We start from the raw sequence: 25,050 nt of genomic DNA, 5'->3' as shown, positions 1-25,050 counted from the left end.
GATTTCTCCCAAACGATCTCCAGGAACGAGTCAGGGGCCCGACCCGCCATGCGGATCAGGCCCCTGACCTGGTATTTCACTGTCGGGGTGGCGGGATTTGAACCCACGACCTCTTCGTCCCGAATGAGGTTCGGTGAGAGTCGGGGCCAGGTGGTTTGGTGTCTCTCCTGGTCAGTACGTTCAGGTCGGGCGGTCTCGGGTGGTCTGGAAGGGGATTGGGGAGTGGGTTGGCTCCCAGATGGCTCCCAAGAACCGGCGTAGTAGCTGTGCGGGATAGGTCGGCCCGTCCCTCAGCTGGGCGGGCGTGTGGAGGGCGAGCCCCGGGCCGGGTCATGGCACGGGCCAGAGTTCGCCCCCGCCGTTAGTCTGTCTCGTACAGCCTCCAAGCTGGCCATCGAACGGCTTCGACTTCTCCGTCCTCGCTGCCTAGAAGGTTGCGTCGGCGCAGCATGAGCCGAAGATGGCGAGCCGCGTCGGAGCCCTCGTCGATTCCCCTGTCGAGGAGTACAGCCCTCGGTGTGGTGGCACCGACGCCTCCCACCAGAGCGTCCACCGAATGCCCGTGAACGGTCTCGCCCAGCGTGACGGCGGCTTCCTCGGTACGGGAGAGAATCCGGTACAGGCGTTTGAGCAGCGCATCGTCACCTCTGCCACCGAGGGGTACACCATTCCGTTCTGCGGCCTCCAGCAGCGCTGCGCCCACGCCACCCCGCTTCCGCCAGAGCTCCTTGTCTCCCACCACGATGAGATGGCCACGTGCCCGGGTGATAGCGACGTTCCACAGGTTCAGCTGTCCACCGATCCACTCGACGGCGCCGGGATGCATGCCTTCGCCAGCGACGAGTGAGAACACCATGACATCGCGTTCTCCGCCCTGGAAGGTGTGCACCGTACCGATGCGTAGGCGTTCCTCGTCGTACGGCCGCAGCCGCTTGCGCAGTGTCTCGGCCTGCGCTGTGAAGGGAGTGACGACGCCGACGGTGGCCTCGGCCGGGAGCTGTTCCAGTAGATAGCGGACGCTGTCTTGCACTTTGCGGAGCTCGTCCTCGTTGACCCAGGAGCCGCCGAACGGAGGGCGGGCAGCCCGCCCGGTCACATCCGTCCAGATGACAGCCGGGCGATGCGCCAGAGCAGGGCGACCGCGGGTGTCGGTGAGGACGGTCAGCCCACCGTCGTAGAAGAAGTTGTTGGAGATCCCGGCGATGTGCGGATGACAGCGGAAGTGCTCATCGAGAAGCAATGTGCCGCCCGCGGACTGTTCGGCCGCGTGGAAGGCTGAGTGGCGCCGGTAGGCGAGGTGTTGCTTCTCCAACCACTCGGACCGCAGCCCATTCCCGCGTCGGATGAGAGCCTCACGGTGCGGGCTGGTCTGCGTGATGTGCGTGAGCTGCATGGGGTCGCCGATGACCAGGGCGCGTTGCGCCCGGAACAGCAGCGGCAGAACGTGCGGGATGGCGCACTGACTGGCCTCGTCGACGACGACGAGATCGAACAGGGCCGGGCCCAGCGGGAACCGCCGGGCGGAAAGACTGGTGACAGCCCATCCGGCCACAGCGGGCGTGTCCGTAGAACCGTTTGAGCGACCCAGAACTCTCCGCATCTGCGGCCAGTCACTCCGTTTGCCGTCCCGAGCCGCCAACAGGTCGAGAATGCGGCGGCGCCCGGCCCAGGCAGCGGCTTGGACCGTGGTGGCGAGGAGCGTGTGTGAAGCGTCCTGGACGGTGCTCTCCGCATCATGGAGAGTCCGCGTGAGTGCTGTGTCGTCAACGGCCGCCGCTTGCTCGTGCCCGTCACGCCAGTCCGCCTCGGCCGCGGCGAAGCCAGCAAGCGCGAGGCATCCCGTGGCGGGATCACCGGCGTGTCCCTTCAGCCCGGTCGTGCGCAGGAATCGGGATCGGCGCCACGATCCGAAGAAGCGCGCGTGGGCGAGGCGGCGTGCCTTGTTCTCCAGCTCCCTTGGCCGGGGTGTGCCAATGAGCAGGTCTTGGAGTTCGGTGACGGTGCTTCCGAGCTGTTCCGCGTAGTGGGCACGGGCTTCGCCTGCCTGGTGAAGCCGCGCCTCGGTCTCCGCGAGGTGTGCCAGACCTTGCCGTACTTCTGACAGGCGGTCGGTGGCCAACGCGGTGGCCATGGATGCCGTGGCCACGGTGGTGGGCGGCTCTGGGCCGGTACGCAGCGCGTGCAGCGCGGCCGCCTCGTGCTCCGCGTTGCTCTTGCCGCTCTTCCTCGCCGAGCCGGTGCGCACGACGCTGCCGGGCACCAGCTTGTCGCAGCGGCGCCAGACCTCGTCCACGGCGTCGTTGTTGGTCGATGCGACCAGTACGGTCTGACCTGCCGCAATTGCCGTGGCCACGAGATTGGCGACCAGCTGGCTCTTGCCGGTGCCGGGCGGGCCCGTGGCCACTGTGAGGCGGCGTGTCATGGCGGACCGGAGAATCGCCGTCTGGGCTTCGTTGCAGGGCAGTGGCGTTACGAGGTTCGCCGGTTCGGGGCTGGTGTGGGCGTGGGACCGGGCTCGCTGCGAGGCGTCGGGCGCCAGTGCACCGAGGGCGGTCTGCCCGATCTGGTCTGTCTGGTCGGCGATGCCGGCGAAGTCGTTGAGAAGCCCCTTTGTGAAGCCCGTCTGGGGGCGTGACGCGAACAGAACCGCGGTGTTGCGGGCCCCATGGCCGGGGGTTCGGACGTCGATACGGTCGGCGAGCTGGTCGGGACGGAGCTCCTGCACGCACGGCAGCTCGAACTCCTGCGTGAGGAGATTGCGCACCTCCACCGCCATCCGGTCGTGCTGTCCTCGATGCCAGGACGGCTGAAAGGTGTCGATGAGCTGGTTGGCCTCGTCCTCGCCCAGCCAGTCGAGTGCCAGCTGCGGATGCGGCTGGACCGGGCCGTACGGCTTGAGCCGTACCTCGCCCTCGTTCTGGACGATCTCGACCCGGCGTACCAACAGGGGTGCGAACTTCGGCTGCCGCCAGGGGCGGCCGGTGCGTGGCCCGGTGAGAACCACGGCCGGGTACCCCGCCCAGAGCTCGGCGTCCTCCTCGGCTGCCGAGTCCACCAGCGGGGCCGCTTCGTCGGGGAGAGCCATACAGCCGTCGTCGTCGACGTCGCCGGAGATGAGCCTTTCCGCGCCGGCCAGGCACACGTACGACGCGTCCTGACGGCTCACGTCCAGCAGAGGTGTCTCGGCGCTCTCGGCCAGGACGCACTCGCGGTAGTAGTCAAGGAGGTTGGCCCAGCTGGGCTGTGTGCGTGCGGATTTCGCGACACGGGATTGTGCCGCATCGCCAGCGACGGGCCGGGGCCGAGAGCTCAGGGGATCGAGGATGGGAGCTCGGCCGAAGGGGCTGTCCGCGATGACGATGCGGTCATCGACGCCGTGTGTGGACTGCACCGGCACCTGACGCCCGCCGTCCTGGGCACGCATGCGTCGGTTTACGTAGTGGAACAGGTCGCTGACCGTCACAGCGCTGCCGCCGTCCTTGCTGACCTTCCCCGTGCGCAGCGCCTCGACGACCTCGCCGGTGAACGCCGACGGCTTCACGTCATCGCCGCCGCCGGTGTCCGCGAACGAGTCCTCCCCGGCCCGCGAGGACGACAGGACGTACACGCCCCTGCTGGTCAACGGCGGCTGCTCGCCGGACTTGGACACGGAGTTCTCGGCCCGCCGGTCCGACGTGCGCAGGCCCATGGCGAAACCGCCGCTGCGGCAGCAGTCGATCATCACGATCTTCTGCGGGGCGACACACTCCTCCAGCGCGTCGTTGAGGAACCCGGCGCTGACGCTGGTCGCGGCCACTCGGTCGTAATCAGTGTCCTTGGCGACGAAGTGGAACTCGCCGCCGTCGCGTACGGTGCGTACGCCGTGGCCTGATACGTATACGAGCGCTAGTTCGTCCTCGTCGCGCTCTTGGAGGAACTCGCCGATGACCGCCCGCATGTCATCGGCGGTGAGATCGGACTTGGTCTGGATGGAGACGAAGTTGCCGATGTTGCGGTGCTTCAGCACCTGGGCAAGTCCCCACAGGTCTGCTCGTACGGAGGCCAGCGGTGAGAAGCGGCCGTCGTCGTAGTTCTCGTTGCCGATCAGGAGAGCCCGGCGTTTGTGGAAGCGGGTCATGCTGCGTCGTCATCCGGTTCGGGACCGTCGCCGCCGACGATCCGGTCCTGGAAATCACGGACCATACGCTCCTGCGTGGCGTCCGGACGTCCGGTGATCTCGATGGAGTCGCCCCCCACCGTGACCACGACCTTGCGGTGCCGTTCCTTGGCGCACCATTCCTTGATCAGAGTGATCAGGACTTGGGACGCCGGGCGGGCGACGGCAGCGGAGCCGACGGCCCAGAGAGCCACCTCGCCCACGCCAGCACCCTTGTGACCTCGTTCGGTGGGCTCGTCGGCATCGCGGAAACCGACGACGAGACCATCCGTCCTGTTCAGAGTGTCGTGCAGATCCCGGGTGAGACGCTCCTGTCGGAGTGTGTCGCCGCCTGTGGGCACGGCAAGTGTCCATGGCGTTCCCCCGTTGTGCATGTACTGCTCCTTGTGTTCGCGTATGTGCTTGCCCCGCCTGTCCGGCGACTTTGACACGCGGGCCTCTGCAAGAGACAGCCGAGGGCGAACGGGAGGGACGGCATCCGGCCAACTCTGAGCGCCGGAGGAGAGGTGGCCGAGCTGACTGACGAGAATCAGCGCCTACGGGGATCCTGCAGCTCGTGGAGACGGCGCGTGCAGGCCGCGCCGCAGTGTCAGCTCTAGCGCGGTGCCGCGACCGCGTTGCGCCCTCATCACCTTCACGGCGCTCACGTCACGAGGTGAAGGGACACCCGCACGGTCTAGTTGAGGTCCCACTCGCTGGACAACGGGCGTTCGACGCGGTCACCACTGGCAGACCCCTTGATCTGTACCGCCAGCTTTAACGAACTACCGTTAACTACCACTGCCGCTTTTTGGGCTTGGCCCAGAAACCCAAAAAGAAGTAGATCCACCAGGCGGGGTTGATGAAGTTAATCCAGTTCTTTCTGTTCTTGAGATGACGTTCCCAGTAGGCGTCCTGCTCTTCGACGGAGCCAACAAGTCTGGCCGGGCAGCGGCCAAAAGTCGGAACCAGGTCGCGAGTCGTCGACGGAAGTCGCATGTGCAGAACATAGACCATCCATCCGCCATGCGATTTGGAGATCCCTGATGGCCTGACATCAACTCGCGCGCCGTTACAACAGATAGTCACCCCTTTCGGGGCCAGCTCCGCCCGAACGGATCGCAGCGCCTCAAAAACGTTGTCCCCGCTGGCCACAGACTCGACGCCATCAGGCGATTCCAGTCGAAGGCGCCAGGGGCCTTCCCCTTCGACCACCATCCTCCATTCGGCTTCCTGGCCACCGAGTTGGACGTAGACTGGGATTTCCTCATTCATTTCCTGTACCCCGGATTCTCGATGATCTCGCCGGTCGGCCTCGCATAGCGCCATCGTTCTGCTCGGACGATAGTACTAGGATCGATGTTCCGGTAAATCACTTCTCGTTCGGTCGGGAATCCGGTGCCGCGTATCCAGGATCGGATAGCTCCACCCATTGCCCGGTTTACGTCGACGCCGTATCCGTTCCCGCGGATCTCGTATACCCATGTCCCACGACCTCGGGCTGACTGCGGGAAATTGCCAGCCTGCATGGCGCTCTTGCTCGTACCTACCCAGTTCGACGGTGTGTCGTAGAGCGCGTACTGGCCGATATCTTCGTTGGTCCCCTTCGGGTGGAAGCCGTTCTTGAACATCTCCTCGGGAGATCGCAGATCCCCGCGGAACACCCGTTTCGGGTTGACCGCGGCTCTGCGGCGGACGTTGAAACTGTCCGCCACGTCTTGCCGGCAGGGCGCGAGTCCCTCCGGGTCAGTCGCCGCCAACGGATTGTGGACGTAGGTGAGGGGGTTGGGGGCCGGCGAGAGGCCGAGCGGGTCGGGGCTGGTGTAGCGCGCGGTGGAGGGGTCGTAGTGGCGGTGATGGTTGTAATGGAGGGCAGTTTCCGCATCGGCGTACTGACCGGGGAATCGAAGCGGTGTGTACGCGGTGGCATCGCTGTTCCAGGTGGTGGAGCCCCACAGCGTGGCCTGCGTGTGCCAGGCGATGTCTCCGTACTCATCGACGAGTTCGGTGGGGGTTCCGACCAGGTCGGTGACGATCGCGTAGAAGCGAGCGTCGACCTCTTCCTGCGGGGAGGACGGCGTGAGCATGCGCTCGAGCTGGGTCAGAGGGCGATAGCCCTCGTGATCCCAGGTGACGACGATTCCGGAGGCGGGGTCGTGCTGTTCGGCCAGGACGGAGCCGTCCCAGGCGAAGTAGAGGGACTCTCTGGGGGTTTGGCCGTCGCCTGCCAAGCGGTGCTTGGCCGTCCGGTGGCCCAGAGGGTCGTAGGTGTAGGTCCACACCGTGCCGTCTGGGGTAGTGCAGGATGTCAGGCGGTCTTCCGCATCCCAGGTGTAGTGCCATACGTCCGGGGTTCGGGACAAGCGTGTCTTACGGCGGTGGGTAATGCGACCTGCGGCGTCGTATTCGTAGCGGATCTGCCCGGCTGAGCGGAGGCGGGTGCCGACGTACGTGCGTTCACCGCGCGCTTCGGAATCGGATGAGCGGTCCGGCCAGTGCGCTTGGGTCTGGTTGCCCGCGCTGTCGTATGCGTAGGTCTCTCTCCAACCGTCCGCGGTGACCTCGGTCGGGCGCCCCACCGAGTCGACGTCGAAGCGCCGCGCTGTCCCGGTGAGTTGGTCGGTGATCTGGGCGAGATGGCCGTCCACGCGGTAGTCGTAGGAGCGCTGGCGGAGGGCGCCCCGGGCAGTGGTGAGGGAACGGCTAGTGAGGCGGCCCAACTGGTCCCAGGCAGAGGCAAGAGTCACGTGGCCAGAGACCGTGCTCAGGATGCGTTCGCGTTCACGGCCGATCTCGTCGTGAGTGAAGGCGAGTGTGCGGCCGTGTACGGCCAGTTCAGTGCGGTTTCCTGTCGCGTCGTAGGACAGATGTGTGACAGCACCAGAGGGTGTGGTGCGCGAGGCGCGCTGCCCCAGGGCGTCGTAGGTGTAGCAAGTGGAGCGGCCGTCCACCGTCTCGGAGAGCACCTGGCCCAGGAGGTCGTACTCCCGCGTCAGCGTCGAGGAGGGGGACGTCGCAGAGGTCAGAAGACCTGTCGCGTCGTACTCGAACCGAGTCGTGACGCCATTGGCGGTCTTGGCTGTGAGATTGCCGAGTGCGTCATAGGTATGGGTGATTCTGTCGCCCAGGGGCGTGGTTCGCGCGAGCAGTTGGCCGACGGCATCCAGCTCGTAGTGCTGTTCCCTGCCGTCGAAATCAGACTCAGCGACGAGCCGACCTGCGGCGTCATAGATGTAGTTCCAGGTCAGGCCCTGAGGGTTGGTTACCTGGGTGACATGCAGTTCGGTGTCGTGGGCGAATTCGTAGCGTGCTCCGTCCGGGCCAGTGCGGGCGGAGAGCAGGTCGAAGTGGGTGTACTCGAAGCGGGAGACCACGCCCGTGGCGTCGGTGTGGCTGGTGCAGTTTCCTTCGCCGTCGTAGGTCCACGACTCGGTGGCGCCGTCCGGGGAGATGCGGCGAGCCAGGTGGCCTTCGGCGGTCCACTCCTGGCGGATCGTTGCTCCGGTGGCGTTTGTGATCGCGGTCGGCCGGCCGAAGGGGTCCCGCTCGTAACGGGTCTCCGCTCCCAGTGGGTCAGTGATCGAGATCGGGAGTCCGGCGGCGTCGCAGTGGATCGTCGTGGTGTTGCCCAGTGGGTCGATCACCGCAGTGGGGAGGCCGTTCACGTCGTAGGTGAATCGGGTCGTCTGCCCGGCCGGGTCGATGATCGCCGTACGGTTGCCGCGCTCGTCGCATTCCTGCCGCCAGACGGCGCCTGTGGGGCCGTGCACCGCTACGGGCAGGCCGAGGTCGTTGTACTCCGTCCGTTCCTCGAGTCCATCCGCTCGTTGGATCGACATGAGGTGCCCGTTCTCGTCGTAGGAGAAGCGGGTGATCTGGCCGAGCGGATCAGTGACGGCAACCAGCTGGTGCAGGTCGTCCCATTCCTGGTGTACGGACTGCCCGTGAGGATTCGTCTCGCATTTGAGGCGGCTGGCCTCGTTGTGCTCGTAGCGGGTCTCGTTGCCCAGCGAGTCGGTGACCGTGGTGGTTCGCGTCGTGTCGTCGTAGGCGAGGGTGCCGGCGAGGAAGCCGTCGCTGCCTTCCGTGCGGACAACCCGGCCCCGGTCGTCGTAGGTGTAGTGGTAGGCAGTGTTGTTGCGGTCGGTCCAGGAAGTGATGCGGCCAGCTTCGTCGTAGGTGAAACGCAGCGGAATCCCAGAGGAGTTGGTGACCTCGGTGAGGTGGCCCTCGTCGTTATAGCCGTAGGAGACCAACAGCGTGCCCGTGCTGTCCCAGGGCTGGTCCAGGCCGAGCAGACGCACGGCGCTGATCCGCGGCAGATCAGGGTGGCAGTCGAGCTTGAGTCGGTAACCGCCGCTGTGGACGAGCCCCATAGGAGTGCCATCGGCCTCGTAGTGGATGGTGATCCGTTGGCCGTTGCGGTCCACAATGGCCTGCAGGGGTAGGTCGACGGCTTCCCCATCCGCCGTGGGATGCGGTGTGTGGAATACGTACCCGAGCCCGGATACCGGATCAGTGACGCGCAACGCGCCATCGGCTTCGGTGTCCCAGGTGAGAGGCAGTCGCCCCCCAGACTCAGGGAGAACCGGTCCGTCCGTGTCCGGGCTCAGTCCCGGGTAGATCAAACGGGCGCCGTCGGGCGCGGCGTAGATGAAGCCCTCGTCGTCGGCCTGCAGACGCTGATCGAGGGTCGAGGCCCACGAGGGGCCGAACCAGCCGCCCCACCGGTAGGAGGAGATGTGGGTGCGTTCCAGGACCAGCGGCAGGGCAGCCGGGAGCTCGACGTCGGTCTGCGGCAGCAGCATGTCACCGGTGGCCACGTCGATCGGGTCGAGCTTGACCTTCTTGAGCGCGGCCCGGATGGAGGCGGGCAGTTTCTCCCATTCCGAGGGGCGCAGCTTGAGCCGGGACAGGCCCGAGCCGTCCAGCTTCAACATCTTGCCGAGCTTGGCGAGTTCGCTGGGCTTGAGCTTGCCGAGGCCCTTGCCGAGAACCTTGCCCAGACCGCCGATGCCCACTCCGAAGGCGGCCCCCAAGGCCAGGGTCTCCGCCAGTTTGTCCGGGTCCTTAAAAGTCCCCGGATCCCGTAGGGCAGCGTCGAAGGCGGCGAACTTCATGCCCTCGCCCGCGAGTTTGCCGGCCTTCGCGATCGTCTTGATCTCGCCGAGGGCCTTCAGCGCCCGCTCCAGGCCGCGGATCGCCTCCATCACGGTGCGGATGACCGAGGCCATGCGGGTGCCGGACTTCTCGATACGGCCGATCAACGCCATGATCTTCGCGGCCCGCGCTCCGGCCGCGAGGTTCCCGGCGATCACGGACAGGCCGCCGGTCAGCACCGACAGGGCCAGGCTCGCGATCTCGAACTCGGCGATCTCCGCCAGGATCACGCCGATCTCGGTCAGCAGCTCGTGGGCCTCGTCGGCGAAGTCGTCCAGCGCCTTGGCCCCGTCCCGCAACGAGTCGGCCATGTTAGTAGCCTGCGTGCGGGCGGTCTTGGCCCGCTTGTGGAGGGCCTTGGCGGCCTGGCCCTCCCACTCCAGATCCTTGAGCGCCGTCTCGGCGTCGTGAGCGGCGGCGTCGAGGCCCTTGGCCAGGCCCCGCCATTTCTTGGCGATCTCCCGGATGCCGTCGGGGTCGATGAGCGGGTCGGTGATGCCGAGGAACTCCAGGCCGCTGGCGAGGGTGTCACCGAAGGCGTGGTTGGCCTTGTTGATCCATTTCAGCGGGTTGAGGTCGTCGGCGTCGATGCCGGGGATGTCGAAGCCCATGGACGGCTCAGCCCTTCTTGGCGCGGGCCGCGGCGGTCAGCAGGACATCGAGGAGGTCGAAGGCGTCGGAGACATCGCCCAGGAACTTCGCCTCGCTCTCCCACTCCTTGTGCAGGTTCTTGGTGAGCTTGGCGATAGTGTCCATGCCGTCCTGGATGTCGTCCTTGGCGCTCATCAGCGAGCCCAGCACCCCGAAGGCGGACATGTCGTGCGAGGCGGCCTTGAAGTCGTGCAGCGGCTTGGTGGTGTGGTGGTCGACCTTGCCCAGGGCAGACGCCGCCTTGTGGAGGGATTCCGCATCCTTCTTCAGGTCTGACATACTGCCCGCCCCCGTGGGTTGAGATGGCTCTGCGTGTGATGCGCCGATGCGTGCAGACCGGACCGGTCTGCAGTCTCGGTCAGCGGTTGACGGACTGGATCTCCTGGACGTTCATCTCCTGGGTGGTCTCGAAGGTGCCGTCCGGCAGATCGCCCTTCGCGTCGCCCGTGCCCTCCCAGGAGATCGCCCAGGTGATCGACGCCTTCAACTGGTACGGCTCGCCGCTCGTGGCGCGGAGGTACTGAATCCCGCACGGCGGCTCCTGCCCAGCATTGCCCTTCTTGTACGGGGCACCGATGGAACCGTCCTCGTTGACCGGGCAGTCGCCGGAAGCGGGGAAGGCCTTCGCGTCCTCGGTGCCCGGCTCCAGATGGAGGGCGACGGGCTTGGCCGTGGTCACCGCCCACAGGCCGGTGTCCGGCAGGTCGGCGCGGACCGTGACGTCCTTGAAGGTGGCCTTGTCTTGCCACGCCCAGGTAGGCAGATTCACCGTCGACTTACCTTCGGGTTTCAACTCGACCTCGGTGTCTGGGACCTTGATCTTGTCGTACGCGAAGGCGGCGAGAGTCTCGGGAGTGGGGGCGTTCTTGTCCTTTGGGATCGTGTCCTCGTCCTGCCAGAACATGATCCGGCCGCAGTTCCACGCCTTGGAGTCCTGGTACATACCCTTGCGGACCGTACTGCGCCAGAACATGCCCTTCTTGCCGAGGTTGTAGTTCTTGTAGCCGTCGGCACTGGTGTCCTTGGGAAGCGTCAGGTCGAAGTTGTTGTCGGCCTTCCCCTTCTCGTAGTGGTCCACCCAGAGGCCGTTGCTCCACCACACGTGGGCGTTGACGAGTCCGCCGTCGCCGGTGGCGACCGCGTCCTTGAGCTGCTTCGGGGAGAAGGCCGGTTCGTACCAGCAGGATGGCGGCTCCCAGTTGGGGTCGATGGACTTCAGCTCGCCCACCGACGCCTTCGCCGTCCGGCCGCCGGGGTACGTGAGCTTGATCTTCGAGTTAGACACCGATGCCATGAGTGATGTGCCGGAGGCGTCACCACTGGGGCCTGAGGGCTTGCTCGGCTGCTTGGACTCGTCGTCCTCGCCGAACGCGTGGGCCATGCCGGGCACCACAACGACGACGAGTGCTGAGGCGACCAGCAGGCTCGCCGCCCTGTAGTGGCGTGGCATGTTCAGCAGCCTCCGCGCTCGGTTTCCGAGTAGCGCGTCTTCCACACACCCTGTGAGGTCTTGTCGAGCCGGTTGCGGTACTGGACGCGCGCTTTGGAGTTCTGGGGTGTGTGCTCGACCTTGCCGGTCTTGGTGTTCTTGGTGGCGCCCTTGCTCTCGTCGACGCAGTAGAACAACACGCCGCTGCCGTCATCGGCGATGCTCACCTGCGGGTTCGACACGGTGGCGCGGCCGATCAGAACCAAGTCCTTGTCGACGAAGCCCTTGATCCATTTGCGGGCCGACTCGCCGGCGGCTTCGTCGGTGTAGAAGGCCAGCGCCTTGGAGTCCGGGCTTCCCTCGATGATTGCGGCGTATTCGGCCAGCAGTTCTTGTTTGCCGTCATTCAAGATCGCCTGCTTCTTGGCGTCCGAGTTCGTCCACCCCTGAAAGTCGGCCTGGAAGCTCTTGGGGAGCGTGACCTTTGGGCGGCCTGCTGCCGTGTCGGAGGGCGTAGCGGAAGCCGACGGACTGGCACTCGATCCCGTGTCCGCCCCGGCGATCTTCTTGCTGTCCTTGTCGTCGTCCGAGCTGCCGCAAGCGGTCAACAGCAGGGCAGCGGAAGCCGCGAGCGCGGCCGCCGCGAGGCGGGTCGAGCGGTTCACTGTTGTCTCCGGTGAGGTGAGGGTTAACCCAAGCGAAGCAACACTATCCGTGACCAACCGGTGACCATGAGGGCGGGTCGGGCTGTGGGCGAGACGTAGCTGTGCTGAGCCGCCCCGGTTCAGGTGGAGACCATGGCGGGTTCCGCTACGCGTGCCTCTTCTCCAGATTCCCCAGTACCTGTCCAGCCACCTTGCGTACCTGGCTATTGAGGTCCGCCTCCTCCCGGAGTGCTGTCAGCTGCGACCGGGCGCTCCTCGGCGTGCAAGGAGCGGCTGTCTGCCTCGGCCTTTCGTCCCGCACGCTCTATGTCTGGCGGCATCGCCGACAGGGACCGCCGAGTTTCCGGATGGGTGCCCGCGGGTGTGTGACCTACCGGATCGATGCGTTCGGCGCCTGGATACGTGTGTAGGGGCAGGCCGACTCGCGCTGCAACGCGGATCTGAGTCCGGGGACCGCAGCACTGCTCCGGTTACCTAGAACAAGGGCCGCGTCACTGGCAAGCGGGAGCGCATCAGTCGCTACGGGAAGGGATCCCGCTATGGCGTCGCCGGTATCCTCGGTTTCCGGGACATGTCGTTCGACACTCTGGAGGACGCCTAGGCGTGGCTGCACAGAGCCGGAACCGACAGCGAACGCGGTGAGTTCGTCGACCCGCGTGATGGCTCCATCACCGTCGCCGACTACGTCACGCGCTACTGGAAGGCGGGTGTGCGAGGTGCGCCGGGCACGGTCAAGCGAGTCGATGAACGTCTACGCCTCCACGTCCTCCCACACCTCGGCGCAGTGCAGCTGAGGGAGATATCAGCGACCGTCCTGACCACCCTCTCGAACATCTTCGAGACGGCCATCGACGACAAGCGCCTCGTACGCAACCCGATGCGCGCCAAATCGGTGCGCTGGCCGAAGGCTCCGGAAGACCAGCGGGAGGCATGGCCGCTGGAGACCGCGCAGCGCGTGCGGGGCGCGATCAAAGCGCGCTACCGCATCGCGGTCGTGGTCGCCCTTGGGTGCGGGCTGCGGCAGGGGGAGGTCTTCGGCCTCTCGCCGGAGGACGTCGACTTCCAGCGCGGCGTCATCCGCGTGCGCAGACAGGTCCAACTACTCAATGGTCACTTGTACTTCGCCCTGCCCAAGGGCGGGAAGACGCGCATCGTCGACATGCCGGGGTCGGTCGCTGCCGAGCTGGCCGCACACTTCCTGCAGTACCCGGCGGTCGAGGTCGAACTGCCGTGGGGTGGGCCCGAGCCGGAGCGGGAGAAGCGGACGTTCCCACTCGCGCTGACGACGACGTATGGCAACGCACTGCGGGCGAACATCTTCAACGACGAGGTCTGGAAGCCCGCCCTCGCCGCAGCCGGGGTCATCCCGATGCGGGAGAAGGGCCAGCGCTGGAAGGCGTCCCGCAAGGACGGCTTCCACGTGCTTCGGCACACCTTCGCCTCGGTCATCCTCGAAGCGGGTGAATCCGTCGTCACGTTGGCCCGTTGGCTCGGCCATTCCAGCCCGACGATCACGCTCGACCACGCGCACTTCATGCCGGAGGGCCGGAGGCGGGCTGGAAGGGGCGGGCGGCCGTCGATGCGTTGCTCGGGGTGGTTCCTGAGTACGTACCAGAGGGCTTGGTGAGCGTGTGAGGGGGAACGGGTGGCACAGCGCACGCTGTGCCACCCGTTCTGCTGCACCTGAGCGAGCTCGAGATTCACCAACTCGCCCGCAAGAGGCACTGCTCGCTGATGACGCCGAGGCCGTGCGACGTCGTGTTGCGACCAACCCCGCCATCGCGGGTCCCTCCGGTCACCGCGGGCAGCCCGATCCGCGGCAGGCCCGGGCCGCCGCCTCCCGCGCCTCCAACTCCCCGATCAACGACCCCATCAGCGTCGCCTCCTCCACCCACACGGCAGAGACCCGACCACGCCGCCATCACCACAACCACGATCTCCCAGCTCAAACCATCGGGGCCGTCCCCGGAAGAGAGCTACACCCGTCGTAGATCCCCCGTAGCCACGGTTCCAGGACGGCGGTCATCCGCGCCAGCGTGTACCGGAAGGCATTGGCAGACGGCCGGAACGGCAACCACGGGTGTGGCGGCAGCGGATCATCCCGCTCCACGCCTGTTGGCAGTCCGCCGACCGCCGGCAGGCGCGTGCGATGGGACGGGAAAGCCAACTCGGCCCAGAGCGTGGCTTCGACGGGCACGGTCACACCGCCGCCGTGCGGCTGCCACATCTCGCCGGTCTGCGGATGGACCGGCACCAGCACCAGCTCGGTGGCGGGTTCGCCGAGTCCTGGTCCCGCCAGGTCCAGCCGCTTCGCGCCTTCCCTTCCTGGCAGTAGTGCGATGAGGGCAGGGCCGAAGAGGTCGGCGACCGAACCGGACACCACCTCTACCGGGCAGCCCCCGGAGGCCGCCACTACGTGGGCGAGGGCCACGCCCGCCGGGATGTCCTGGTACTCGCTCAGGCGTTGCCCCAGCGCGTCGGTGGCCGGCAGCTCCGGTCAGTCCATGACGGGCCGCTCTGGCGGGCCGGGCAGCCGCACGGTCGCCTGCGGGAGGAGTCGGACGACCTGCCGGCACCCGCAGTCGTCCATCCTCGTTCCCACGGGCAGATCGCAGCTCAGGCAGGCGAGGTTCGGCCCGTCCCGTCCGTCGATGCCCATGCAGTAGCCCGCGGCTCGTTCGAGGATCAGTCAGGTGCCGCGCTGTCGCCGGGTGCGAGGAGGATGGTGTCCGACGGTCCGTCGGACAGGTTGCCGCACGGGGCGAAGATTCCTCGCGCTGCCGCCTCCTGCGCTCCGAACTCTTCCCACGTCCGCCAGGGCGGACCGTACGGCTCGGGGTCGACGGCATACGTCCCTGCCTCCAGGAGGGCGGGTGCAACCTCTCCCAATGGGTGTCGCGCAGGTGGACCGGCAATGCCACCTCCGACACCGCCGCCGTCAGCACCGCACCGCAACCCGCACACTGCCAAGCCGTCCCCTCCCGCCATCGAAACCCCTGCATCGCACCAGGAAGGCGACCGGCAGGCAACGGGTTCTCGTCTGATGTCGAACGTCTCGCCAGCCACTCTCGGTAACGGCCAACGGCAAGTGCTCGACTGGAGCCGAGGCTCTCGACAGGTGTGGAACAGCAGGTGGGGGAGGCGATCGCGCACTCCCCGGCGCAGCGCGTTCGCCCCAGATTCTCCCCAGGGGGTCAGGAGTGACCCTAGCGAGCCTTCGTGTACGCGAAGTTGATCGACGGCTTGGAGTCCGCCACTACAGCCAGTCCCGCCTCTTGAAGATGAAGTACAGACTCACGCACACCCCCGCCATCAGCAGAATCGCGAACGGATACCCCGCCGCCCACTTCAGCTCAGGCATCGTCTCGAAGTTCATTCCGTAGATCGTGCCGACCAGCGTCGGCGCGAACAGGATCGCCGCCCACGAAGAGATCTTCTTGAAGTCATCGCCCAGGTGGCCCTGACCTGCAGAAATGTGAGTGGTCAGGTACCTGGCATGCGCTGATCCTTCTTTCGCGTTCTTTCTGGCTCGCACCCGCTTGGGTAGTCGATTCTCCCCACGCTCTCCCCAGAGCTGCTCGTACTCCCCAAATTCTCCCCAGAGATGACCCGAGTTGCGGCCACTGGCGAGGGGGGAGTCAGTCCAACTGGGGCGCGGCCGTGTGCACGCTGAGTGGCTGCCGTAGGCAGGGCAGGAGCCTGTCTATAGGTTCGTCGTCTGCTGGCATCGCCCGTGCTGAGGGTGATCAGCACGGTCTGGAGGACGGGGGTCGGGGGTTGAGGTATCTGGCCCTGGCTTATATCGCCCGCCGGAGCCGAAGGCAGGGTGCGCCAGTGGATGCGTTGCCCGACTCCGAGAGGGGTGGGTAATGTATGTGCGCTTATACCGTCTTGGTCTGCTGTGATGTGAGGAATCCCTTGCCCCCTTCCATCGCTGTGAAGACCGTCGGGAGTGGGTATGCCTGACACCGATCTTCTGCGGGCCAGCCGGGACGGTGATCAGTTCCATTACCACTGGGCGGCTCGCCAGGCGCTGAAACTGCTGCTTCCCGACGCTGATCTGACCGCGATCGCTGTCGAGGGGGTATCGCCCGACGACACCCAGGGCGAGGCTGGCGAGGACGTAGTCGACATCGCCGAGTACTACGGTGCGACCGGCCTTCACGAGGCCAACCGTGTGGTGTACCGACAGCTGAAGCACTCGACCGTACAGGCCACGGAGGAGTGGACTGTGTCGGGTCTCTCGAAGACGGTCAAGGGATTCGCGGAGAAGTTCAGGCAGATCTCTCAGGAGTCCCCGGGGCTCGAAGAGAAGGTGACCTTCGAGTTCCTTTCCAATCGGCCGGTCCGTGAGTCGGTGCTTCAAGCGATCGAGGTCCTGGCAACCGGTGGAGAGCCCAGTGAGTACGCGCACGATGTCAAGTACCTCAGGCAGTACGCGAACTTCTCCGATGACGCAGCTGGTGAGGCCGCGTTCTTCAGTCGCCTGGAGGTGGATGCCACGGCCCCGGGTCTGTTGCGGCTCGAAGGGCTGTTCCGGCTGGACTTGACCGGTCTTCTTCCCGGTGCCCCGGATGTGCAGCCCCTGCTGCTGAAGGAGATGATCACCAGGCGCGCGACCTCGCTCGAGGCGAACCACGTCGTTGAACGCTCCACGGTGCTCGCTGCTCTCGGAGTCCCACCTGAGCATGTGCTGCCCGCGCCCAACCTCATCGACCAACCCGGGTATGTCATCGTGACGGACCAGACTCGCGCGATCGTCGACGACATCGTCGGACTCATCGGGCGGCCCGTCGTCGTTCACGCGGCCGGTGGCGTGGGCAAGTCGGTGCTCACGACACAGATCGAACCGAATCTGCCTTCCGGCTCGGTCACACTCGTCTACGACTGCTTCGGAAACGGTGGGTACCGGCGTTCCAGTTCACCGCGCCATCAACATCGTCAAGGTTTGGTGCAGTTAGCGAACGAGCTTGCCGCGCATGCCCTTTGCGATCCGCTGATCCCGGTCGGCACAGCTCAGCCGGCCGACTACGCGAGGGCGTTCATGGCCAGGGTCCGGGGCGCTGCGGAGGCTGTCACGGCCTCCGCTCCCGGGGCGCTCCTGGTTCTTGTCGTTGACGCGGCTGACAACGCGGCGCTCATCGCGAACGACGGTGGGGAGCGGACCTTCGTCACGGACGTGCTGCGCGAGACACTGCCGGACAACGTACGGCTCGTGATGTTGTGCCGCAGCGAACGCATCGATCTGTTGAAACCGCCGCCCAACGTACACAGAATCGAGCTCGAGGGCTTCGGCGTGGCCGAGTCCAAGCAGCATCTTGAGTCGGTGTTCGGGCCGGTCTCGGAGGCACAGGCGGCCGAGTTCCATCGGCGTACCGGCGGTAACCCTCGGATCCAAGCCCTCGTTCTGGGCATGGCCGCGGACATCGAATCCTGTCTGGTCTCTCTCGGGGAGGCGAGGCACCCCGACGGCTCCCTCTTCGACGAACTCCTCCAGGACATGGTGGACCGGTGCAAAGACGCCCACCACCTGAGCGCGGAGATCGACCGTCTGTGCGAGGCCCTGGCCGCGCTCCGGCCGAGGCTGCCTGTCAAGGTTCTGGCCGAGCTGTGCGGAGTACCGGCCGCCCTCGTGCACAGCTTCGCGGCCGACCTCGGACGCCCGCTCCTCGTCGACGGTGACACGCTGCAGTTCCGTGACGAACCGACCGAGACCTGGTTCCGGACGAAGTACCGTCCCACCGGTAACTCCCTGATCGACTTCATCGACCGACTGACCCCGCTCGCTGCCGACGAACCATACGTGGCTGCCAGCTTGCCCCAACTGCTCTGGGAGGCCGGCCAGGTCGACACCCTCGTCGAACTCGCGATGACCGACGGCGCCCTACCCGAGGGCGATGACCTGGAACAACGGGAGATCGCCCAGCAACGGGCCCAGTTCGCTCTCAAAGCCACACTGCGCGTGGGAAAGGAGTGGGAGGCAACCCGGCTGGCCGTCAAGGCCGGCAGCCTGGCCGCCGGTCACTCCCGCCGCCTTCAACTGCTGCGGTCCAACACCGATCTGGCGGGGCAGTTCCTGGATGCCGCCACGATCGAGGACATCGTCGCGAACCGCAGCCTCGTCGGCGACTGGCCCGGCTCCAATCTTCACTGCGAGGGCGCTCTTCTCTCGTTCGCCGCAGGCCAGACCGACTTCGCCCGCAGTCGGCTGCGCAGCGCCTCGGAGTGGCTCAGGGCATGGGTGCAGCAGTCGGACGACGACGATGCGAACCGGCACCGAGTCACCGCGACGGATATTGCCGAGGTCGCCTTCGGGCTTCTCAACACCGACGGCGTAGAGGCATGTGTCAGCCATCTTGCTCGGTGGCGCCCCAACTGGGTGGCCTTCGAGGCTGGACTGATCATCGCAACCCGGCTTGCCGACTCGGGCCGCACCGAGGATCTGGAGGCTCTCGCCCTTGCGGCCGTGTCCTTGAAATACCTTCAGCTCGCGGTCGCTTCTGCCGCCTGGCGGGCCAACTTCGTCTGCCAGGCGCCCCTTGCGCGGCGCTTGGTGCGAATGCTGAAGCGTCAGCGCCGATCCGTCTCCGCTCGTCGGCACCAGGGATACTCCGAAGAGAACAAGGAGCTTCCAGCGGTCGGTTGGATCGTCGCGATGGGCCTGCGCCACGGACTTCTCTCGGACGGGGAAGCTGAGCGGATCCTGCGGCTGAATCTTCCCGGCGACCTGGGTAGGGGAGCCGGAAGCCGCTGGGGGCGCGGCACCGACACGATCACGCTGCTGTGCGGCTTCGCGTTGCTGTCGAAGATTCGGAGACAGCCCTTCGACGTGGACGAGTTCGCCGGCGAAGACGTCCGGGAAGCGCGAAAGAAGCCGCACACGTACTCAAGTACCGAAAACGACCACAAGCAGAATGTCGTGCCCCTCGGCGCCTGGGCGAGCCTGTGGATCGACTGCCTCGTCGGAACCGTCAGCGACACGGAAAGTCTTTTCCCGGAACTCGTACCTCCTACCCCGTCCCACCAGACCCTTCAGGAGGTGCCCCACTTCCTGCACAGAGGCATTGCCGGGCTCGGCGTCCGGATCCTAGCCTTCGGCTCGTCCGAGGGAACGCGCCAGCAATTGCTCGACTGGTACCGAGGCGCGCAGCGGCACCTTCCTGATGGGGTCCTCATCGACGCTGTCCGAGCAGCTGCTCCTGTCGATGAGTTGCAGCACGTCGCCGTCGAACTCGCTGAATCCGTCGCCGCTTCGCTCGACGCGGCTAAGGAGAGTGCCGAATACAAGGCGGAGCAGATGGTGAAACTTACTCGCGCCGTCCAGCGATTCGACAGAAGCGAAGCTCACGCTTACTTCACCCAGGCGATCGATCTGACCGACCGCGTGGGCGACGACGTACACGCGTTGTGGCGGGCCTTCCTCTCCGTCGCCCGCCGAGCATCCGACGGCAATCACGACGACGACCGTCGTGCCTATCGCGTCGCCCAACTTACCGAAAGCCTGGAACCCTACCTCGGGGACGCAACGAATCACTCCGAGGTACTGGCCGCCATGGGTCGCTTGAGCGCCACGATCGCGACGACCGTCGCCTCCCGCTGGCGCGACCGCCGCTTCTGTTCCGTGGGCTCATTCATCCAGGCGCTGCTCGACGCAGAGGCCGGCCCGCTCGCTCCGTCCGCCGTCACCGCCGCAGCGCTGGTGCCGTTCGACGAGCACCGCGTCGATGAACTCCGTCTCGTCGAACGAGCACTGCGCGAGACTCCAGGCGACGGTGAGCGTATCGCTGGAATGTTGGGACAATTCCTACGGCCACGACGCTTCAGCAGCGCATCCTTCGAACGCCTCGACCGGACCGCCGCCGAACTGGACGTCGACATCTCCGGAACACTGCTCGCCCCTGACAAACGCCACATCGCCTTCTCCACATCGGGCGGTTACAGCTCGGGCCGATGGACCCCGGACAATGAGCAGGACGCAGCGCGAGCGGCTCGTGCACGGCAGGCTGAGGACGCCCTAGCAGAGTGCGATTTCTCCACCGCCGAAGGCTGGGAGCAGGCCCGCCACCTCGTTCGCACGTCCGACCACCTGCTGTATATGGAGCAGGTCATAGCCCAAGCAGTCAGGGTGCCCCTGCGTGAACTCGACGACATGCTCGCCGCGTTCCAGTCCCATCCCAACCTCGACGCTTTCGACTACGCGCAGATGGTCAAGAAACTGGCCGCTCTGCCGCTGCTGCCACGAGCGGCGCGCCAGCAACTGAGGCATCTCGCGGACACGGCCGCGACCCGGTTCAGCCGGGAGCTGACCACCAAGGTCTACGACCCCATCGGCCTGTCCGAACTCGCTCGTCTGGCCGACGAGCGCGATGTGGATCTGCTCTCGACGGCTCTTCGAGAACTCGGTTCGCAATCGGCCGTGCTTCCGCCCGAGGAGTGCTATCACCTGGCAGCCCGACTTGCCCCACGCCTTACCGGTCAGCAGGCGCAGGTTGTCCTCGATGACTTCGGCACCATGCTGGCTGACCTCTGCCCCGAGGATTCGGGCGACGGTGGGTTCGCCGACCTTCCCCCTGGACCGACCGGAGCTGTGGAGTGCTTCGCCGGCTATCTGTGGGCAGTCCTGGGTGACCCCGAGCAGGACGTCAGGTGGCGGGCCGCACACTGTGTCAGGCTCCTCACCGAACTCGACTGCCAAAAAGAACTTGACGCCCTCCTACGATTCGCGCTCGGCACGATCGATGTGACTCCGTTCCATGACGCCCGTCTGCCCTTCTACGATCGGCACGCCCGTCAATGGCTGCTCTTCGCCCTCGCGCGGGCCGCTCAGAACCCTGCGACGCATCAGACACTCGCAGTGTTCGAGCCCTTGCTGCGGAGAGTGCTCTTCGATGAAGGACCGCATGTCGTGATGCAGGAGAGCGCGAAAACTATCTGTCTGGCCCTCGCCTCGTCCTGCCCCGAGATCTTGAGCGCAGAGGAACTCGCCACGGTACGCGAGATCAACATCCCGACGGAGATCCTCACTGAGTCGTGGGAGGAACGAGGGGCAAGGAAACGAAGCCGTATGGAGGACGAAGCCCACGAATCCGAACCAAGCGACTTCCGCTTCTTCTGGGATTTCAAGGACGCCTGGTGCGAGCCTCTCGGAGAAGCCTTTGGGGTCTCCGAGGAGACCGTCATAGGTCTCGCTGGGCGCACGATCACGGACACCTGGCGGCCCCCCTGCCGCGGCACCCACGAGGACGACCCGCGCCACACCCTCAGGCTGTACAAGGACGGGAGCACCTTCGCCTACCGTACGACTCGGCCGGACGCCGACGACCTGGACTTCTACCTCGCGACTCACGCCCTGTGGACCGCGGCCGGGGAGTTGCTCAAGGTTCATCCCGTGTACCGGGAGAGCGAGGCGGATATGGACCTGTTCACTGACTGGCTTCGTGACTTCCGCGTCACTCGAGACGACGGCAGGTGGCTTGCCGACCGACGGGATCCCTCACCGCAGAGCGTTTTGAGCGGAAAGGACGACTCCCCGGACGCCGACTGGGTCTGGCGGCTGAACAGCAGGCACTTCAGTGAGCGTCTCTTGGCGGATGACGGATGGGTCACAGTCTGGGAGAGCTCCGATGATGCGGGCTACCGAGCGAAGCAGGGCGTCTTGATCCGTAGTGCTCTCGTCACTCCCGAGAGAGCCAGGGCACTGGTGCTTGCTCTGCAGACAGCCCCTTCGTACATGGGCTACCGCATTCCTGATGCCACTGACAGCGACTACCAGTTCGACGTCCAAGGCTTCCGGCTCACCGGTTGGATCGTCGATCCTGACGGGCATGAGGGGATGGACAGTAAGGATCCGTTGGCCGCAGGGATCAAGTATCCGCCCTATATGCCTTGTGATGAAGTCATCGATCTGCTCGGACTGGAAGCGGACGCAGATATGCGCGAATGGACTCGGGTCGGTGCTATCGCTCTTCGCAGCACCTATTGGGACGATACGTCTGCGACCAGTCCGGACCGAGTGACGGGTACTCAGGGACGGCGGCTGGAAATTCGGCGTGAGGCCCTTCAGGAACTGCTGGCTCTGGCCGGATACAGCATGATCGTCGAAGTGATGGTAGATCGCACTCACAAAGACCACGAGCAGAGCTACACGAAGAGGATCCGCCAAGACGATGACGAAGCCTTCCCCGCCCGCGAACGGTCCTACAAGATTTACCTCTTCGATGACTCCGGAGGATGCGGCGAGCTTTGAGCGGACCCTCGAACTTGGCAAGGGGATCGCCGACAGTCTCGCCCAGAGCGATGTCCTGGGCCGCTGGATGGCCCACCACATCGGTGACTTGATCGTGCGAGCGGAGAACGCCACGGGGGCAGAGGCGGACGGCGTACGCTGCGAAGCGATGACCGCCATCCTCGCGCTCTGGAACCACCGGACGGCATTCCCGTCCCCGACTCCACCGCTGGGCGCGTTCGAACCCGTGTTCAAAGCATTGGAGCGACTGAGTGAGCCCCAACATCCCTGGAGTTTTTACCGGATGTTCCCGTCTGGGGGTGAACCCAGCGAGGACGACATGGTCGGAGCACCACTACTTCGGGTGGCGCTGAGCCTCGAGGAGACCGTCCGTGGCGTGGCAGGTGAGATTGTCGCGCTTGCTGCCCAAGAGGCCGCCGACAAAGAGGCCAAGTGGTTGCAACTCTCGGAGCATCTCGAACCGGACGAACAGCGAGTGGCGCGGGACGCCCTCCTTCGGCTGGCGCGCACCCTCCAGGCGTACACCGATGGTGAAGATGGCGATCCGGCCGCAGGCGCAGGGCTCCCGAAGCTGATCGCTGCTCTGCAAGGTGCCGAGTCACAGCTCGCAGAAGCTCGGCGGGTCCTCGAAGACGGTCTGCCCGCGATGCCGTCGGAGCGTGACCCCGACCGGTCGGTGTGAAGGTGGGGGCCCTTTTGAGGAACGGTCTCCAGTCCACCACTGATCTGCTGGCACGGGGGTGCCTGCTAGATGTGTCTCGCCTGGGCGTGATCAGTCGATGTCGACGGCGCCGGACTCTTCTTCGAGGCGACGGGTCGCGAGGTCGTCGGCCCACTGCAGGGCCCAGGCGCGGAGAGAGATGATCGTGGCGTCATCGAGGCCGTAGGCGGTGAAGGCGTCATCGTCGGTCCACTCGGCGCCGGTCAGGTTCGCATGGAGGTCCTCGTGTTCGAAGCGGCCGCGGGCGTGGCGTCGGCCGAACTCCTCCATCTCGGCATTCGTCCAGCGGCGGGACGCGGCGAACACGTCGATCAGATCGCGGGACGCCCCGCGATCGGCGAGGGCACGAACCTTGGTCCCGATTACGTCCTCCTCGGCGAGGACGGGCCCGTACGGGCTTTGGGTGACCGGCCGCCAGAAGATCTCCTTTACTACCCGAACAGCGACCGGAACCTTGCGAAGGAGATCCAGCGCATGAGGGCGTTGGATCGGTATGCGGCGAGCGTGGCAGGCGGGAGTAGTGAGCAGCGTCTCGACGCGAACCCGAGTTGGATCAAGCTCTGTCACCCGAGGTCGGTACTGCCGCACACCTCGGAGATGATTCACGGCATGTACTTCTCCCGGCGCCAATTTGAGTCTCTGCGTCAGGACGCCCGCCTGAAGGGCGGGCGGCAGGGTCCGGTTCGGTTACAAGAACGTGCCCGGATACCTCGACAACACACTGTTCACGCGCCTGGTCGAGACGGGGCAGATCGGCACGACTGGAATCAGTAGTGATCTCGTCCGCCAGCAGGTCTTTCGTACCTTCCGCGGCCAGCGTGACCTGGTGCTGGCGGCGCTCTACGGTGATGAGCCACCGCAGGCGGAGCGGAACGCGAGACGACGCATGAGCAGGTGAGTGATGGCCTTCACTAGATAGCTCGGAACCCGTACGGCACAACCTCTAGGGCGGCCTTAGCGGTCGAATTTCGGCCATGTTGAGAACCGTGTCCGTGGACGTAGGCGGACGTCCACGGACTGGTGCGAACACAGTGAGAACTACTGAGACAGAGGGGGACTGGCCTGGTTCGATCCACGGAGAGTTACTTACTTCCCACGGCGGGTCACACTGCCTTCATGGCGAGCTTTCAGCAGCGGAAAGCGATAGGCGATGCGCACGAGCGATACGTCGCCGAGCAGCTCATCGGACGAGGATGGGAAGTGGATTTCTGGGGGCAGGGCCTGCTGAGTAGGGCGCTTCAATGCGCACTCCGGCGGACAGACAGTTCCATTCGCTGGTTCCCGGATCTCATCGCGGCGAAGGCAAGGGAGCTGGTGCTGATCGACTGTAAGGGTGGGATGGCCAGCCAGCGAACAGGGCGGCATGCAATTGAACGCTCAGCAGTTCAGGCGCACTTGCAGCTCGTTGCCTGGACAGGTCTCCCGGTCTACTACGTCTTCGACGGGCTTGACGTGTGGGCACCGCATGATGTCCTTATCGCGGGACAGGAAGGGCCGCATAGCGTTGTTGGTTCCGGGGCCCCTTACTTTCTGATCTCTGCACAAGGAACGCGTCGCTTCAACGACCTGTTCGGCGCCAAGGGTCTTCCAGAGTTGGGTATGGCCTCGTAGGGGCCCGTGATCCGTTGACGGGAAGCGTCTCCTTCCGTCTGCATGATTCGGCCAGTGCCTCGTTGGTCCGGCGCGCCACGTGCGTCTGCTGGTTCGGCGGGGCACCTTCCGCTGGGACGAGCTCGTCGGGGTCGCCGTCGTGTGGCAGAACGTATTGGGCGGTTTTTGCAGCCAGATGGAGGGGGAGAGGCAGCCCCGGAGTCACGTTGTAGTCAGGTGCGCGGTGCAACTGATGGGCGAAGGACAGTCCAAGCTCCCGGAATGCTGGACCTCTCCGGTGCGGCGACAACCGCGATCTCCAGTGCAGCCGGCCCATGACGCTGAGGCGGTCGAGCGGCTCGCTGTTCCTCAGGCCGCCAGCTGGTCGGAAGCGGCCTCTGGCAGCCCGAGCGCGGGAGGCGGGGCCAGCAGTGCGGCGCAGGGGTTGCTGTC

The 25,050-nt window shown here is 65.7% G+C and carries 13 protein-coding genes and 2 pseudogenes; 5 read left to right on the top strand and 10 right to left on the bottom strand.

Annotated features, from left to right (window positions below; all coding sequences use genetic code 11):
• Positions 1-361 precede the first annotated feature (361 nt).
• The 7 genes from ACIO9J_RS15065 to ACIO9J_RS15035 all read right to left on the bottom strand — a co-directional run bounded on the left by ACIO9J_RS15065 (position 362) and on the right by ACIO9J_RS15035 (position 12,040).
• Positions 362-4,117 (bottom strand): AAA domain-containing protein, encoded by a 3,756-nt coding sequence (locus tag ACIO9J_RS15065; protein ID WP_401998080.1) that lies wholly within the window; start codon positions 4,115-4,117, stop codon positions 362-364.
• Positions 4,114-4,530: a hypothetical protein gene (locus ACIO9J_RS15060; protein ID WP_401998077.1), complete on the bottom strand. Its 417-nt coding sequence runs from the start codon at positions 4,528-4,530 to the stop codon at positions 4,114-4,116. Before ACIO9J_RS15060 ends, ACIO9J_RS15065 begins: the two co-directional genes overlap by 4 nt.
• A 400-nt stretch (positions 4,531-4,930) precedes the next feature.
• The gene (locus ACIO9J_RS15055) at positions 4,931-5,410 is read right to left on the bottom strand and encodes a hypothetical protein (protein WP_401998074.1); all 480 of its coding nucleotides are present in this window, start codon (positions 5,408-5,410) and stop codon (positions 4,931-4,933) included.
• A complete protein-coding gene (locus ACIO9J_RS15050; RefSeq protein ID WP_401998071.1) occupies positions 5,407-9,906 on the bottom strand; it encodes a DUF6531 domain-containing protein in 4,500 nt (1,499 codons plus the stop codon). The genes ACIO9J_RS15055 and ACIO9J_RS15050 overlap by 4 nt, the downstream gene beginning before the upstream one ends.
• Positions 9,907-9,913: 7 nt before the next feature.
• The gene (locus ACIO9J_RS15045; RefSeq protein WP_401998069.1) at positions 9,914-10,225 is read right to left on the bottom strand and encodes a hypothetical protein; all 312 of its coding nucleotides are present in this window, start codon (positions 10,223-10,225) and stop codon (positions 9,914-9,916) included.
• Positions 10,226-10,304: 79 nt separating this feature from the next.
• Complete coding sequence (locus ACIO9J_RS15040; RefSeq protein WP_401998066.1) at positions 10,305-11,396, bottom strand: hypothetical protein; 1,092 nt, start codon at positions 11,394-11,396, stop codon at positions 10,305-10,307.
• 2 nt (positions 11,397-11,398) lie between these two features.
• Complete coding sequence (locus ACIO9J_RS15035) at positions 11,399-12,040, bottom strand: hypothetical protein (RefSeq protein WP_401998064.1); 642 nt, start codon at positions 12,038-12,040, stop codon at positions 11,399-11,401.
• Between the two features lie 784 nt (positions 12,041-12,824).
• Here ACIO9J_RS15035 and ACIO9J_RS15030 point away from each other — a divergent pair.
• Complete coding sequence (locus tag ACIO9J_RS15030) at positions 12,825-13,667, top strand: tyrosine-type recombinase/integrase (protein WP_401998061.1); 843 nt, start codon at positions 12,825-12,827, stop codon at positions 13,665-13,667.
• Between the two features lie 318 nt (positions 13,668-13,985).
• On the opposite strand, the gene ACIO9J_RS15025 is transcribed toward ACIO9J_RS15030, so the two are convergent.
• Together ACIO9J_RS15025 and ACIO9J_RS15020 are read right to left on the bottom strand one after the other, a co-directional pair.
• Positions 13,986-14,471 carry a hypothetical protein gene (locus tag ACIO9J_RS15025; RefSeq protein ID WP_401998058.1) on the bottom strand — a complete coding sequence of 162 codons (486 nt, stop codon included), beginning with the start codon at positions 14,469-14,471 and terminating at the stop codon, positions 13,986-13,988.
• Positions 14,472-15,296: 825 nt separating this feature from the next.
• A pseudogene (locus tag ACIO9J_RS15020) lies at positions 15,297-15,488 on the bottom strand (CorA family divalent cation transporter); the annotation flags it as partial.
• 510 nt (positions 15,489-15,998) lie between these two features.
• Here ACIO9J_RS15020 and ACIO9J_RS15015 point away from each other — a divergent pair.
• Both ACIO9J_RS15015 and ACIO9J_RS15010 read left to right on the top strand, forming a co-directional pair.
• The gene (locus ACIO9J_RS15015) at positions 15,999-22,286 is read left to right on the top strand and encodes a hypothetical protein (protein WP_401998055.1); all 6,288 of its coding nucleotides are present in this window, start codon (positions 15,999-16,001) and stop codon (positions 22,284-22,286) included.
• Positions 22,258-22,968 carry a hypothetical protein gene (locus ACIO9J_RS15010; protein WP_401998052.1) on the top strand — a complete coding sequence of 237 codons (711 nt, stop codon included), beginning with the start codon at positions 22,258-22,260 and terminating at the stop codon, positions 22,966-22,968. The genes ACIO9J_RS15015 and ACIO9J_RS15010 overlap by 29 nt, the downstream gene beginning before the upstream one ends.
• A gap of 90 nt (positions 22,969-23,058) precedes the next feature.
• Here ACIO9J_RS15010 and ACIO9J_RS15005 read toward each other — a convergent pair.
• Positions 23,059-23,448, bottom strand: a pseudogene (locus tag ACIO9J_RS15005) (nucleotidyl transferase AbiEii/AbiGii toxin family protein); the annotation flags it as partial.
• Positions 23,449-23,704: 256 nt separating this feature from the next.
• On the opposite strand from ACIO9J_RS15005, the gene ACIO9J_RS15000 reads away from it, so the two are divergent.
• Together ACIO9J_RS15000 and ACIO9J_RS14995 are read left to right on the top strand one after the other, a co-directional pair.
• On the top strand, positions 23,705-23,905 hold the full coding sequence (locus ACIO9J_RS15000) for a hypothetical protein (protein WP_401998049.1): 201 nt from the start codon (positions 23,705-23,707) through the stop codon (positions 23,903-23,905).
• Positions 23,906-24,123: 218 nt separating this feature from the next.
• Entirely contained in the window at positions 24,124-24,618 is a 495-nt protein-coding gene (locus ACIO9J_RS14995) for a hypothetical protein (RefSeq protein WP_401998046.1), read from the top strand.
• Positions 24,619-25,050: the final 432 nt, after the last annotated feature.

It is taken from the genome of Streptomyces sp. NPDC087300, from assembly GCF_044744425.1.
In the GTDB taxonomy this organism is placed as follows: Bacteria; Actinomycetota; Actinomycetes; order Streptomycetales; family Streptomycetaceae; genus Streptomyces.
Note: the sequence above shows the minus strand (reverse complement) of the source record. Positions and strands in the feature narration are given on the sequence as shown.